The following is a 16270-nucleotide window of genomic DNA, read 5'->3' on the forward strand; positions in this document are numbered from 1 at the left end:
TTATTCGAAGAGATTCATCAATTTATATTGATGAGTGGTGGAAAGCATATTATTGGATTCGTAATTCTCAATGAAGGATCACAGTACAGACCAAAAATGAAAATATAGATTCTTAAATCATTGTGAAAACAGGTAAGCGCGAAGATTTTTTTAATGAACTTAGTTCTATTTTTATTTGTTACACATGGTATATGCGTTCAGTTCACCAACATCTTGAGTAGTTTGTTTTTAGGTACTCCCCAAAAGTTTGTCAAATAGCAAAATAAATGACAAGCAATTTCGCTTTAAAAAAAGTCAAAGTCCTGAAAACTAAAGTAATCATAGCCCGAAAAAAGACAAGGAAGTACAACAGGCCACCCACCATAAAAATCAAACAAATCCGCATTGGGTATCAGCTTGGCTCAAAATGACGTGTCTACTATCTTGTTCTTCCCCACTCATATCTTTGAAATATACACCTAGCAGTTAAGTCTTTTAGTTGCATTTTGCAATTCAGTTAATTTTATTTACCATTGCGATGAGAGCGTTAAATTTTAAAAGCGATACAATTTAGCCCATATTGCATCACTTTATCTTCCTATAGCTCGGCTCCGACGACTACTTTACTATTGACTAATTCAAATGTCGGCGTTTGATAACTTCGATCCTATGGTTGTTCGAATCCTGACAAGTGCACTTCACGTAAATTCAATGTTAACTTGGTGGACAATAAATCAAACGGAACCAGAACAGGCAATTCAAGCCTAGTACTTTTTTATAAATAATAACGAACAATTCATTAAATTTTCCTGCCAGATTGGTATAGGTTGTACCATTCTATAGCTATTCCTTACTCATATCTTGAAATACACATCCAATGCATGAATCCCGTACGAAACCGCACATCAGTGCTCGAAAATGAACACATTGTAGCATTAAAAAGGGGACTGATTTCTAAGAATCGAGTATTTGAATACTGGCATTGAATTGGTTAGTTTTTAACCACCACCTTTTTATCATGAAGACTAATATGAAATTATCAATTCTATTTCTATCCGGAATCTTGTGTTCATTCCAAATTAATGCCCAATCGATAAAAGCAACCAAATCAGATTCAAGTAGCGAAGTTCAAATACCAATGAAGGCTGAATATTGGAAAAGTGACGCCGCTACAACTGAATTTACAACCTACAAAAATACGAATGTTATAAAAGGAAAAAATGGAAGTGCATTTCAGGTATTTTTAAAAAATCACAATTTCAGCAATGGTACAATTGAATTTGATGTAGAACTTAGCGGCATCGGATTTCCGGGAATTAATTTCCGCATGTCCGAAGACCATAAAAATGGCGAGAACTTTTATATCCGTTCTTTTGGTGCTGTAAAACCGGAAACCAGAACAACATTGCAGTATGCTGCCTTAATGGACGGCATGAGCATCTGGGACTTGACCGACGAGTATCAGGCAGGTGCCGTTATATATCAGAATAAATGGAATCATTTAAAATTGGTTATATCAGGCAAACAGATGAGGGTATATATAAATGAAATGACCAAACCTGCGCTCATTGTTCCCGAATTGGAAGGTGGACGTAACTCTGGCGGCATTTCGCTTTCTGGAAATGTTATATATGCCAATTTTACAATAAAACCAAATGCTACAGAGGGCTTAAGTCCCGAATCTGGTTATATCGCAACCACTGGCGATACAAGATACCTAAGAGATTGGATGGTAGCACCTGCGAAAGATTTTCCTTTTGGACAAGAAATAAAATTCTCTTTACCAAGTATGTATGGAAAACTAACAAATTCGGAGTTACCAGATAGTAATACAAAATGGTCACCGATAAAAGCTGAAGCGCGTGGAATTGTTAACCTTACCAGAATATATGGACTAAGAGAAAATGATGTCAGACGACTTACTTGGCTTAAAACTACAATCGATTCCGACAAGGATCAGGAAAGAATGCTAAATTTTGGCTTTAACGATGAGGTATGGCTCTTCTTGAATGGTGAAATTATATACGTTGATAAAAATTACTTTGGTACGCCAGCGCAAAAAAGTCCTGAGGGAAGATGCACTTTAGAAAATGCCAACATTAAACTTCCTCTGCGTAAAGGCAAAAACGAGATAATGATAGCACTAGCAAATTATTTCTATGGCTGGGGCATTATTGCCAGGTTGGATCATACTGACGGTATCAAACGCTAAGAAGCTCGATGCTACCAAACCTCAAACATGCTTGGGTTTAACTGTTTCTTATCGGATGTGCTAGCAAACAAACTATTTCCCGGCCAGGTTGGTACAGGTAATATCTTTCGGAGATAATGGATATTTCTCACTCGTAACTTTGAAATAGACTGATAACCATAGCTGTGGTTTAGCACTAACTGGGATTCATAGCCTTAAGCAGGAGCATTTCCCCAAGTTCACTGAACTTAATACCCTGAGCGTTTTGTCTGCCAATGTCGCTCATCTTAACCAGTGTTTTCTGAAGGATGCTGATCATCTTTTCTTCCGGTTGCGTTTTAATGAGTGCATCGTACTGGAATTCTAAAAACACAAGGCACAACGCATCTTCTATTATCTGTACCTCTGCGTCATTTTTTATTCCTTTTTTCAATATGATTTCCTTGACGCGCTTTATAATGCTTTCGTTATAGTCAATGGAACGAAGTATTTCTTCACACTTTTTTGAATGAAATTTTGAAAGATCACTTCTCCATTTTAAATAGCCGATCCGGCCCTCGGGGTAGGTTTTTCTTGCGATTTCCCAACGGCCAATATGTTGACATCTGGAGGCAAGCTGCAAGGCTTCACTAGCATTTGGTTCAAGTTTTAGTACCCATTGGTGAAGCTTTAATGCATAAAAATATTCAATTGGATAAGTCTTGCCCTGGTATGTAATACTTTCGGGAGACCTCTGGTTATATTGATCAAAAAGAGTATAGGCCTGTTGAATATTTGACATGTTTCACTTTAATTAGAATTTTTGCCAAGTGGCATTTGTTTTGGGATCAGCGATTATTTTATGGGCAATACAATAACAAGAACCCGGGCAGATGGATAAAAAGTTTGCTACATCACACTAACTATAGCAGCAGGTATCAGTAAGGCTTGTTTTAACTAGCATAGCTGAGTCTAATTTAGTGGAAAAAATCAATTGTAATAGAAAATAGTGAATTATTTAACCCTGTTTATATATTTAGGCGATAGTGGTTCAGGTTTCTCTCGTAATCCAATTCAACTTTGCTCGATGGAGGTTTAGATCGGACTTCGGGCTAACACCTATGTGGCCACTTCTTTCGCGGAACCTGGTTCTTCTGATCATTTAATAGGCGACATCAATTGTACTGTAAAATGTTCTGCTATCTGTTATGTGTGTAAACATAAAAGCCGCTAAATCTGCACGCGAGGTTATTGCATCCCCAGAAAGGACCATAAGTAGACATTCTTTAACTCTCAGCCCAAATACCGGCATCAACCAATGATCACAGATCTACTAGAAATCAAATCCTGAACCGTTCCTCCACTCGCATGATATCAATAATTGCAGATCAGCACTGGATCGCTTTAAGAAGTTTGCCGGACTGACTACCGCTCATTAAAATTTCATGAACCAAAAATCAAACGCAGTGTAATCAATAGGAATTTAAAACTTATAATCATGGTAAACCCGGAAGATAGAAACAATAAACTACTGCATCTGGAAATAAGAAACCTTACCAGGTTATTCCCCAAATATCTGTTTGCTCCCGATACACAAAGTTCCTGTAGAAACTCCCGGGTACACTTGACTTTTGTTAGGAAATGGATTTGGGTGGAGATTCCTGCAGACCGATTAACGGAAAAAGCAAAGCATTTCGCAGTTAACTTTGATTTAACCTCACAACATGAAATGAATCCTCCCTGAGTCTCCCAAAATTGACCGTATCGCCCGTCCCTTGTTGATCAAATGATTTATTAATCCTTTGAGGCCAAAATTATTTAGGTTTCTTTTGACCAGGCGATCGTAAAGGTAAAGAACTGTATGCGGTGCCTTACCGCCAGCACTGAGCCTATCCCGTGGCAGTTTGGTTATTGCTCAAAACAAATAATCGTTAAATCGAAGCGTTTACTTGTCGTATTTATCATTTCTTTTGACCTATTTATCATTAGCGCGTTTATTTGTGTAATTTCTTAGGATTTAAGTATTTTAGACTCTGAATTATGGCTGTCACTGCCATTATACTAACCAATTAATAACCTGTTATGAGCCTTTTTAAAGCCGCAAGCATCTTTGCCAAACGGCATATGTTATTTTTAATATGTTTGTGTCCGCTTTTAGGTATTGGTGCCGTACCCCCCTTAAAATTCACCAATATATCCAGCGATAACGGATTATCCAACGGCAACGTTAATTGTATATTGCAAGATAGCAAAGGCTTTATGTGGTTTGGCACTAAAGACGGGTTGAATAAATACGATGGCTACCAAATGGTAGTGTATAAAAATAACGCAAATAATAAGCTCAGTATCAGCGACAACTACATCAGACATATTTATGAGGACAGGAAAAAAAACCTGTGGATTGGCACCTCCAATGGATTAAATTTATTCGACCGGGAGAAAGGCACCTTTACATCCTATAAGCACCAGGTAAATAATCCAGCATCGTTATCTGACAACAGCATCAACCGTATTTATGAAGATCGTCGTGGCAACCTTTGGATAAGTACTTATAACGGCGGCCTGAATCTATTTAACCGGCAAACTAAAAAGTTTAGCTGCTATAGAAAGAATGCAACCAATGCATCATTAAACTACATTAATTACATCTTTGAGGATCGTGAAAATAATTTGTGGATTGCGGCCGGATCGGGCTTAAACAAATTTAACTACCGAAACAATACCTTTAACGAAGATTTGCTGAGCCCTAATTTTAAAGCCAAGATACGGGTAATGCAGCAAGCGCCCAATGGTGATTTTTGGATAGGCACCGAAAATGCGGGTATCTATGTAGTTAACCCTAAAACCAAACAAATAAAGCATCTTTATCATATTGAAACGGATGCATCAAGCATAGGCAGCAACTCGGTTACTGATCTGATTTTTGACAAAAAAGGAAATCTGTGGGCCGGTTGCGTAAACGGTGGCTTAAATTTACTTACCCCCGGCAGCAGTTCCTTTTATCATTATACCGAATACTATCTAAATAACCCCGGTACGCTGCCGCACCGAACCATATCTGCACTTTTTGAAGACAATCAAGGTAACATGTGGATCGGCACACACCGTGGAGGGATTAAATTATATGAGCCCAGATCACAGAACTTTGAACTTTTTCAACACGAGGAAAATAACAATAGCTTAAGCTATAATGATGTTAAGGCGTTTTATGAAGACAGTAAAGGCACGATCTGGATTGGCACCGATGGCGGAGGACTTAACAAATACAACCGCGCCGATAACTCCTATAAACATTACCGCTATAATGCGTTTGATAACAGCTCTATTAGCTCTGATGCGGTGCTTGATATTATAGAAGATAACCAGGGCAACTTGCTGGTCGCTACATGGGGCGGCGGTCTCAATATTTTTAACTCCAAAACCGGAACATTTAAACGGCTTTTAAACAATCCCAAGGATAATTTCAGCATTAGTTCTAACCATGTTTACAAACTGTTGAAGGATAGGAAGGGCAATATTTGGATAGGTACTTATAACGGGGGCCTGAACCGTTATAATCCGGACAATAACACGTTCACACGGGTAACTAAGGACCCGCAGAACAGAACCAGCTTTTTGGGTTACGATATTGTATCATTAAATGAAGATAAAAAAGGCAACATATGGATAGGCACAGACGATGCCGGACTTAACTGCCTTGACGAAACCACAAATTCTTTCAGGCATTATTTTTTAGGGCAGGAGAAAAACCCTATTATTGAAGTAATTTATACCGATAGCAAAGGCCGGGTCTGGGTAGGACAAGCCGGCCTTTATTTATACAATGAAACCAAAGATCAATTTAATCTATACACCAAGAGTGGTGTGCTGGCCAATGAGCTCATTAAGGGCATACTGGAGGATGAAAAAGGCCTGTTATGGATCTCAACCATTAACGGATTAATTAAATTTAACCCCGATAAAGGCACATACAAAAAATACAATAAGGCAGACGGCCTGCAGGGCGAAGAGTTTTCTGCTAATGCGTTTTTGAGGGCCAGGGATGGCAAGCTATTTTTTGGTGGTATAAGCGGGTTCAATTCCTTTTATCCTAAAAACATTATTACCAATAGCTTTATCCCACCGGTATACTTAACCGAGTTTCAGATCTTCAATAAAAAAGTTACGCCCTTTGAATATAACTCGCCCTTAAAAGCAGATATTAACATTGCTAAGGAAATTGTTTTAAAGCACAACCAGTCCACCTTTTCATTATCATTTGCAGCGCTTAATTATGCCGCCAGCAGCAATAACTCGTATGCCTACAAACTGGAAGGATTTGATAAACAGTGGAATTACATTGGGCATGATCGAAAGGCCTTTTATACCAACATAGATCCCGGCACTTACGTATTTAAAGTTAAGGGATCAAACAACGATGGAATCTGGAACAATCAAGTTACCACCCTTACTATTATTATTACACCCCCCTATTGGCAAACCCTGTGGTTTCGCATTCTAATGGGCATTATTTTTATAACAGGCATTTATTATGCCCTAAACTTTAAACGGCAGCTTGAGCTGGATAAACTCGAAAAGCAGAAAAAAGAGGAGTTACACCAAATTCAGCTTCAGTTTTTCACCAACATATCGCATGATTTACGTACCCCGCTTACGCTGATCATGGGCCGATTGGAAAAACTGATGAAAGAGGAAGTGAGCATAGCAACCGGCCGACATTTTTCATCGCTGTATAAAAATGCTAACCGGCTGATGAATTTGATCAATGAGCTAATGGATTTCAGAAAGGTGGAATCAGCGGCTTTATCCTTAAAGGTAGCTAAAGGCAACATCGACCTGTTTATTGATGAAATTACGGACGAGTTTGTCGAGCTTGCGCACGAGAAACAATTAAGCCTCTCTTTCAGGAAAAACTTAACCATAACCGATACATGGTTTGACCGTCAAATAATGGAAAAAATAGTTTTAAACCTGATTCACAATGCTATTAAGTACACCCCGGCAGGAGGAAAAATAATGGTGGATATAACCGAGCCGGAAAACATGATCATCAACAGCTATAAAAACGAGTTGCTGATTAAAAGCGATTATCAATCGAAAAAAAGCATGGCCATTAAAGTTACCGATACGGGGATCGGCATTGATAAGGACTCGTTAAAGCATCTTTTTGAGCGTTATTACAGGGTTTCGGAATCGCATCTTGGATCGGGCATTGGCCTGGCCTTTGTGAAAAGCCTGGTTACCCTGCACAAAGGTGAAATTTGCGTATCCAGCGAAAAAGAAAAAGGCACCGAAGTAATTATTAAAATACCTTGTTTAAAGGATGACTACGACGATTCCGAAATTTGGAACGAAACCCTGGATGAAAGCACTGTTCGGCTGGAAAGCGTGATACCCGTCCTGCAATATACAACCGATGCAAGCAGCACGGCCGTTGACGATTTAATGGAGGAGATTAATACCGGGGCCATTAAAAAGCACATTTTAATAGTTGATGACAACCCCGAAATAATTGAGTTGATCAAAGATAGCTTAGGCAGCTATTACCAAATTTCGGTAGCTACAGATGGTGCAGACGGGATTATTAAAGCTAAGGAGGAACATCCAGATCTCATCATTAGCGACATTATGATGCCGAGGATGAATGGTATTGATTTTTGCCGGCTGACTAAGGAAGACCTGGAAACCAGCCATATTCCTTTTTTATTGCTGACAGCTAAGGATAATATCGAATCGAAAATTGAAGGAATCGGATCGGGCGCCGATTACTACTTTTCCAAACCCATTAACTTTAAGCTGCTAGGTTTAACCATTAAAAATATTTTTGAGCAGCGGCAAAAGCTAAAAAACCATTATGCTAAAGATCACCAGATTGAGGTCAGAGAACTGGCACATTCTACCCGAGATAAAGAATTCATAGACAAACTCTTATCCTACATTAACGCAAACATGACTGACACCTACCTCGATGCCGATTTCCTCTCTGCAGAGATGTGCATGAGCAAAACCAAGTTGTACAACAAAATTAAAAGTATTACCGGCCAATCTATTGGTGAATTTATCCGCACCATACGACTGCAAAAAGCTAAAGAAATCATGATTCATGAAGATATTTTTATTACTGATGTGATGTACCGTGTGGGTATACAAACACAGTCCTACTTCACCAGAGCCTTTAAAAAAGAATTTGGCATTCCCCCCACCCAGTTCATCCAGAAAATAAAACCTACCAACGTGTAACATGGTCTGAATTCCAGGCCAACAAAAACACACTTTAGCGTAAAGAAGGCCGCTCCTGTTATCGGGGCGGTCTTCTTCAATCATAGGTAGTGTTTTTAGTTCCAGTCGTTGCTGATATCCTTTGCAACATTTGGGTTTGCATTTTTCTCCGAGATAGGGATGGGCAGCAGCACATTTTTATCCTGAAAAGGTTGCGTACCATCTTCAATCTGTCGCTGGGCGTTTATGGTTTGTTTGGCAATACCCCAGCGGATCAAATCGAAATAGCGCGATTGTTCGCCGGTAAGTTCCAGTTGCCTTTCGCGCATGAGGATATTGAACGCATTAGTCTGATTGCCCAGTGCTATGTACGCTGGTGCGCTTACCCTGGCCCTTACCTGGTTAATCAAGTCAAGTGGTTCAGTACCGGTATTCCCTTGCTGAATGTAAGCTTCGGCCAATAATAGCAGCACATCGGCATAACGAATTACCTGGCCGTTTATACCACTTTGCGGACCGCCATAAACTGCTATCAAATTATAGTACTGGTATTTTAAATAGTGATAGCCTTTAGCCGCAAACGGATAAGCAACTGGTCCACCGACACATTGCTGGCAATATTGCGTTTGCCCCCCACTTGCCGCATCGCCATAAAAAGTGTAGGCCGCTCGTGGATCGGTGTAGGAGACACCAGTTTGCGGGTTAGGATAGGTAAAGGCCTTAACAGCAGTTGTGGTGATAAACACATTGCTCCAATCATTAAAACCATATTCCTGTGCCCGATCTGAGTGGGTTGCCTTGCCGTTAATTTCCTGGCCGCCGAATACATAATACTGGCTACCAATACCCCAGTCGGTCCATACCTGGTTCATGATCTGGAAAATATTTTCCTTATTATTTTGATTGGTGGTATTAAACAAATCATTGTAATTCGTTGATAAGGTATAGGTATACGGTGCCTGTGTCAGTTTGATTAGTTCGGAAACGGCCAAAGCATATTTCTTCTGATAAAGGTATGCCTTGCCTAAAAGTGCTGTGGCAGCACCTTTGGTAGCGCGCCCTAAATCGGCATTCGCAAAGGCTACCGGTAAATCGGCCTGAGCTTCCTGCAAATCCTTTTCAACAAAGGTCCAGATTTCGGCGACAGTGGCTCTTGGCTGCTCCAGATTATTGGTGGTCTGTTCATAGCTTACGCGCAAGGGTACCCTGCCGTATAAACTTACCAGGTTAAAATAGGCGTAAGCCCGCAAAAATTTGGCTTCGGCAATGTACTGTTTCTGGTGAGCTATTTCTGTAGCTGTAACAGGGTTCCACACACTAGCTCTGTCAATCAACACATTGGCACGAAAAACCATGCGATATAGCGATGCCCACATGGCATCTAAAGTTGGCTGGTTATTGCCAAAGTTATATTGCGCCAGGTTTAGCAAATCGCCGGTCAGGGGTTGATCATTTTTTGCTTCGTAACCTAAAAGATCAAAAATAAAATACCATTCCCTGGCCCACATCCCGTTGTGCAATAAGGTTGCATAGGTGGCTATGGTTGCCTGGTTCAATACGTTATCGCTGGCAAAATAAGTATCATAGGTATAGGCATTTTTATTTTGTACGTCCAGATTTTTTTTACAGCTGCCTGCGGTTAGTAATAAGCCCGCACTCAGCACATATTTCATATATTTTTTCATCACCTTAATCATTAATTTTTAAAATCCTACTTGTATTCCTGCTATAAAGGTTCTTGGTTGCGGTACTTGTCCGTTATCTATCCCACGGCCAAAAATAAAGTCACTGCCACTTACTTCAGGATCATAACCCTTGTAGTCGGTGATGGTGAACAGGTTTTGCGCTGCTGCAAAAACTCTGAATTTGCTAATTACCGTGCCTGTAAGTGATCCCAACGTGTTTTTAGAAAAAGTATAACCCAGCGTAAAATTGCGTACACGCAAGTAAGCGCCGTTCTCGATAAAAAAGTCGGATGGACGTAAGTTGCCTGATGAGGTAACACTCTGTCCAGCTCTTGGCAAGGCTGCCACATCACCGGGTTTGCGCCACCGGTTTAATATAGCTGTGGTAGCATTATGCCCTGTTGAGGCATTCTCGGTAAAAAATTTAAGTGCATTGCCCAGCTGAATAACCGTTACCCCGGATACAACCAGGTTAAGATCAAAATTTTTATAGTTGCCGCTTAAGTTAAATCCATAAATAAATTTAGGGATGGCGCTGCCGAGCACCTGTTGATCTGCCACATTTACAATACCATTACCATCTAAATCTTTAAACAAAAAGTCGCCCGGTTTTATGCCTGCTTGGTATACAGCTGCYGCATTACCTGATTTTTGCTTCGCGATCGTGTTAAGCGCATCGATCTCGGCCTGTGTGCTTGCCACATGATCAACGCGGTAACCGTAAAACGCACCAATTGGCGAGCCCTGCCGCGTTAAGGTAAGTCCATTTAAATTATTAAAAACACCACTGATAATTGGCGATTGCGATAGATTACCTAACGAAAGTGTTTTGTTTTGGTTATACGCACCATTTGCGCTGATGGAATAGTTAAAATCATCTTTGTTTTTGCTTTTGTAAGTAATCTGCAACTCAAATCCTTTATTTTCGGCATCGGCAGCGTTTGATGTTACTACGCTTTGGATGCCATTTATACCACCAATACCCACACTGGTTGGTACCGGAACGTTAACAATTAAACCACGGCTTTTACGTTTGTAATAGCCTGCGTTTAAGGTTAGCTGGTTATTCAGAAACCCCAGATCAAGRCCAATATCGGTTTGATCGGTCTGCTCCCATCTCAGATATGGATTGGAGATGGTTGCTACGGTAACACCGCCAACAAAGGCTTCGTTTGTACCTAAAGAGTAAACCAGGTTACCATTAGGATAACCGCTATAGGTAAATACATCGGTCACACCCAGGTTAAATTTATTGTTACCTGTACGTCCCCAACCGGCACGCAGCCTGCTATCGGAAAGGAAGGGTAAGGCCGACTTAACAAAGCTTTCTTCCGTAAATCTCCAGGCAAAACCTACGCCCGGAAAGTTACCATAACGGTTATTGACACCAAAGTTCGATGAACCATCGCGACGGATACTGCCAGAAAGAATATACCGGTCATTAAACGTATAAATTAAACGGCCATACCATGATTGCGCACGACCAAATTGGGTACCATAGCCCGAACCATTGCCCGTAGTGGTCACGGTAGGTGCAACGCTGATATCCTTAATGTTATCGTTTGTTAAGCCTGTACCTAAAACGGTAAGCGCCTTGTTGTAACCGGCATCAATATAACTTGTACCTAATGTGGCCGAAAAGTTATGCCTGTCAAAGGTCTTGTTATAGGAGAAATAATTTTCGAAAGTATAGGTAAATGAACTACCGAATGAGCGGCCAACTTGTCTCCCATAGGCCAGGTTGTTGGAGGCGACATACGGATACTGGTAGGAATCGGAATTACTGGTATTGTAGGTTGCCGAAAGCTGCGACCTGAATGATAGACCGCTGAGTAGTTTTACCTCGCCAAAAACCTGAGGGTATAAGGTCAAACTATTGCTCTTTCCGTACTTAACCCCTAAATCCTGTAGGGGATTGCCCACATTGCTGTTGTCATCAACATTGGTTACTATAGAGTAGCCGCCGAGCACGCCCGGGTCAAGTATGGGTTTATAAGGTGCATAAGTAATACCGCCAATAAGGCTGKCGGCCTGTCCCGCTCCACGGTTATATCTTAAATTTAAGGTTTGGCCAAAATGGAAACGTCCTAGTGTTTCATCCAGCGAAAAACGGGTAAATAAACGGTCAGTACGGGATTTTTTAATGATCGCATCCTGTGTAATATAGCTCATAGACAAGTTATACAATACCTTGTCACCTCCCCCGCTCACATTCAGATCACTCTCTGTAGAATACGCAGATTTGAATACTTCTTTTTGATAATCGGCGCGGTCAATAAGTACATCTGCGGTATTCAGCTTAGCAGGCACGGCAATATTGGTTGTAGCTGCAATATCTTTAAGCAAGTCCACGTAATCCGCAGCCTTTAAAATATCCAGTTGTCGCCATGCTTTTGAGGTACCCGCCTGCATGTTAAAGCTTACTCGTGTTGCACCTGCTTTTGCTTTTTTTGTGGTGACAATTACTACACCATTGGCTGCCGCCACACCGTAGATGGCGGTTGAAGATGCATCCTTTAAAACAGTGATCGTTTCAATATCCTGCGGACTTAGGGTGGTAAATACGTTACCATCGCCTTGTATGCCATCAATAACATACAGCGGATCAACGCTGGTAAAAGAACCTGTTCCCCGGATAATGATCTGCGAGTTAACGACCWGTACACCGGGCATTTTACCTACAAGTAATTGCGCCGGACTCAGGGCTGTATTGGCACCCGCTTCTTTGGCAGATACGGTATTGACCGCGCCAACAAGATCCTTCCGGCGGGCAGTGCCGTAGCCAATTACCACTACTTCGTTCAATGCCTTATTATCTGGTTGCAGGGTAATATTAACCTCGCTTTGACTGTCGACAACAACTTCCTGCGGCACGTACCCAACCATGTTAAAAACTAATATAGCACCGGCATTGACATTGATGGAGAACAAACCGGCAGATGATGTTGCAATGCTATTTTGTTTTCCCTTTTCAGTAATGGTAGCTCCCGGTAAAGGTTGGTTATTATCACCCGAGATCACCTTGCCTTTAACATTTACGGATTGCGCAAACGCCTGCCCGCAAATAAAGGTTACCATAATGGGTATTACATAATACCTGATCTTTTTGAGGAGATTTTTTTGATTAGTAATTTTTAGTCTCATAATTAATTGATTTGGTTTTAAGTATATATAATATTGGTTTTAAGCACTCACTAAACACAAGCGAACCCTCGAAAACAGCATCAACAATAAAAAGACGCRGGAAACGCCAGCAACATATTACCATTGGTTTATTGATGACTACATATTTTGTACTTAGCAAATCAACTACTTATCACGTTGTTTTATTTGTCCTATTTATCATTTCTTTTTACCTATTTATCATAACAAATCGGATACTACGCTTGTGGCTGATCAGCGTCCGCTGGATATTTAATGAAGTGAAAGACCAGTCCGACGCCTGGGCTTACTATATCTACGGCGGGTGATCATCCTAAGGGAGTATTAAATGTTTATGTTGACAATGGGAGAAGCTATCGTTGACTGATTCGGCAATACGACAGACATACCGAACGGATTCTTCAAACCACTAGGCTTGAAGGCCAGCACAGCGGAGAAAAACCTAGTATGCTCACTTATGACATTCATACCGGAAATTTGCTGGATTGGGCGGAAATTTCTGTTGTTTTCTGCAAGCGTAATTACTGCCAGTTTGCCTGTTACAGGGTTTTGCGTTGGCGGGGAAGAAGAAAAGGGAATTAAGCTTATTGATTTTGAAGGTAAAACAGGGCTTGCTTACTGTTCTATTTGAATTTGGAACCTTGGATGATAAAGCTGATAGTTAGCTTGCTTTGTATAATCGGTACATTTTATAAATTTACATTCAATATTAATACTAAATGATAATTCCAGAATCACAGTTTGAAAAAGGTATTTACAGTATCCGTCAGCTTCTAGAAGGCGAAGCCAATCTTTATAAATCCATGCGCTTAGAAGCCATCCAAACTGAGCCAGCCATGTTCAGGTGTACCACTCCTGCAGAAGTAGAACTTACCGATGCGCAATGGCTGGAGCGGATAAAAGATCCAAGAGCGGTTTTTGGCCTTTTTGCAAATGACGAACTTGTGGGCATGACAAGCATTTTGCTGCTAAACGAAGAGCAAGGTTACATGGGCCAATCTTATGTCCGCAAAGAACACCGGGGAAAGGGGCTCTCCGTTCTTTTTTATAAAATAAGAATGGCCTGGGCATTGAACCGAAAGTTAAAATATCTGAGCGTAAGTCATCGGGAAAGCAACCTAATTTCCAAAGCCGCAAATCAGCGTTTTGGTTTTCGATACACTCACAGGGAACCATGCAACTGGCTTGATGGCACTACCGAGGACGTACTATATTATCTGCTTGTCTTATAGGGTTCCCGATCTGGGCATTTCGGCAAAAATGGTTGTTTCCCACTCATATCTTTGAAATATACAGTCAGGCATCAAAGATAAGCCCGCCTGTGAGCACCTGTTATAAAAATGGGGTGCTTTTGTTTTCGTAAAAATTTTGGCTACTTGCAACCTTTTATAAGGTAAGTTCGTCTTTTCTGAACCATAAAGAAATTGACTAGTAAAATGAATATTCTTGCAAACATTAAATTAGAAATATCAGTTGTATGCAGCATGCTGATTGGCCAAGTTGCACTTTGCCAGACAACTGCCTTTAAAACGGATAATCCACTCAAAACCTATTTGGACAGCCTGGTACAGCAAGCGGCATCAGTTTACCTGCAGGCACCCGCTACGTTTGACCTATCCATCGGCATATATTCCCAGGGACGTCCCTATCAATATAACTACCACAAAGGCGACGGCAGTCTGCCAACGGGCAACAGCTACTACGGCATGGGTTCAATTGCCAAGACATTTGCAGGATGGATGCTGGCCAATGCAGTGACTGAGGGAAAATTAAAACTAAATGATGATATCCGCAAATACTTGCCCGGCAGCTATCCCAACCTGGAATATAAGGGACATCCGGTACGCATAGTTGACCTCTCCAATCATACAGCAGCAATGCCGGCTATGTCAAAAGACTATTCAGATAAATTTATTGACAGCATCTCTAAACTGAAACCCGAAAAGCTCGCCGTTTTTTTTAAAGAATATACCGCCGACAGTCTTTTTAAAGACATGCACCACTTTAAATTAGATACCATACCCGGAACAAAGTATCAATACAATGGAAATGCGGTTATGGTACTGATAGCCATACTTCAGCGTATTTATCACCGGCCATATCCCGAGCTGGTCACTGCTTATCTTAAACGGAATGGAATCGACCACACCAGACCTGCGCTAACAAAAACGGAAGCGAAAGGCCTGCTCATGGGGCATGATGAAAAGGGTAATGCTTCACCTTTATCCGTGGATGAAGGTTTCAGAGCTGCCCCATCCATGGTTTCCACGCCCAATGATATGTTGAAATACATCAAAGCTAACCTCAACGAAAACAATCCGGTCATTAAGTTAAGCCATCAACCCACATTCACCACACCAGGTGGCATGAAAATGGGCCTTAACTGGATGATGGACAAAGAAGACAACGGACTGCCATACATTATGCATACCGGCCGTGACGGAGTTGGCTTCACCGCCTTATGTTATCTTTATCCGGACAAACAAACCGGCATCGTGATTTTAGTGAACGATGGAACCGGTGAGGATAAAGTATCCGCATTGAAAAATAACATCATTGCAAATTTGTTCCATTGACCTCTGTCCGATACTGAAAAATGTTTACAGTTTTTGAGGTTGGTAAAAACTTAAAAATTGTAATCCTGATACGAGTTGACAATTACGTTTCTTTTGCTACTTTCTTTACAAAGAAAGTAGTTCGGACATTTGTGACCTTATTGATTTAACTACGATTACATTGCATCAAAGATCTGCAAATCGATTATTAAGCAAATGATATTAGTCGTGTTGTGAGATGAACTATGTTCAACAGGTACAGAAATCGAACCTATTAGACAACATGTAAATTATTCTACCTTCAATTGTTCTGGCAATTAGTTAACTATGTCCAGTCTGTGTAGCAACCCTAAATTCGGCATGACTATCATACTTCGTCACCCAAAAGGAGTCAAATTAAAGCATCAACAGGCCAGTTGATTCAATTATCAAAAAAATGATTTCATATCTTGAATTATCGAACTAACATTTGCTCCTGTCAACAAAGGATAGCTGAACAT

At 40.8% G+C, this 16270-nt stretch carries 9 protein-coding genes; 6 read left to right on the forward strand and 3 right to left on the reverse strand.

Translation table 11 applies throughout. The features are described 5' to 3' along the window. Window positions 1–997 precede the first annotated feature (997 nt). The gene (locus AC1DG9_RS04835) at window positions 998–2191 is read left to right on the forward strand and encodes a hypothetical protein (RefSeq protein ID WP_477611755.1); all 1194 of its coding nucleotides are present in this window, start codon (window positions 998–1000) and stop codon (window positions 2189–2191) included. A gap of 175 nt (window positions 2192–2366) precedes the next feature. Here AC1DG9_RS04835 and AC1DG9_RS04840 read toward each other — a convergent pair whose 3' ends face one another. Next, window positions 2367–2951 carry a DUF4202 domain-containing protein gene (locus AC1DG9_RS04840; RefSeq protein WP_477611756.1) on the reverse strand — a complete coding sequence of 195 codons (585 nt, stop codon included), beginning with the start codon at window positions 2949–2951 and terminating at the stop codon, window positions 2367–2369. Window positions 2952–3647: 696 nt separating this feature from the next. Here AC1DG9_RS04840 and AC1DG9_RS04845 point away from each other — a divergent pair. Beyond that, window positions 3648–3893, forward strand: a complete 246-nt coding sequence (locus AC1DG9_RS04845; protein WP_477611757.1) for a hypothetical protein — start codon at window positions 3648–3650, stop codon at window positions 3891–3893. Between the two features lie 338 nt (window positions 3894–4231). Continuing rightward, on the forward strand, window positions 4232–8389 hold the full coding sequence (locus AC1DG9_RS04850; protein ID WP_477611758.1) for a hybrid sensor histidine kinase/response regulator: 4158 nt from the start codon (window positions 4232–4234) through the stop codon (window positions 8387–8389). A 95-nt stretch (window positions 8390–8484) separates the two neighbouring features. Here AC1DG9_RS04850 and AC1DG9_RS04855 read toward each other — a convergent pair whose 3' ends face one another. Beyond that, window positions 8485–10053, reverse strand: a complete 1569-nt coding sequence (locus AC1DG9_RS04855; RefSeq protein ID WP_477611759.1) for a RagB/SusD family nutrient uptake outer membrane protein — start codon at window positions 10051–10053, stop codon at window positions 8485–8487. An 18-nt stretch (window positions 10054–10071) separates the two neighbouring features. Beyond that, complete coding sequence (locus tag AC1DG9_RS04860; RefSeq protein WP_477634361.1) at window positions 10072–13197, reverse strand: SusC/RagA family TonB-linked outer membrane protein; 3126 nt, start codon at window positions 13195–13197, stop codon at window positions 10072–10074. 475 nt (window positions 13198–13672) lie between these two features. Between AC1DG9_RS04860 and AC1DG9_RS04865 the strand changes: the two genes are divergently transcribed. The 3 genes from AC1DG9_RS04865 (at window position 13673) to AC1DG9_RS04875 (ending at window position 15791) form a co-directional block, all read left to right on the forward strand. Then, window positions 13673–13846 (forward strand): hypothetical protein, encoded by a 174-nt coding sequence (locus tag AC1DG9_RS04865; protein WP_477611761.1) that lies wholly within the window; start codon window positions 13673–13675, stop codon window positions 13844–13846. Window positions 13847–13934: 88 nt separating this feature from the next. After that, window positions 13935–14447 (forward strand): GNAT family N-acetyltransferase, encoded by a 513-nt coding sequence (locus AC1DG9_RS04870; RefSeq protein WP_477611762.1) that lies wholly within the window; start codon window positions 13935–13937, stop codon window positions 14445–14447. A gap of 204 nt (window positions 14448–14651) precedes the next feature. Further along, the gene (locus AC1DG9_RS04875) at window positions 14652–15791 is read left to right on the forward strand and encodes a serine hydrolase domain-containing protein (RefSeq protein WP_477611763.1); all 1140 of its coding nucleotides are present in this window, start codon (window positions 14652–14654) and stop codon (window positions 15789–15791) included. The last annotated feature ends 479 nt before the right edge of the window (window positions 15792–16270 follow it).

Source organism: Pedobacter sp. 05L430, assembly GCF_056397585.1.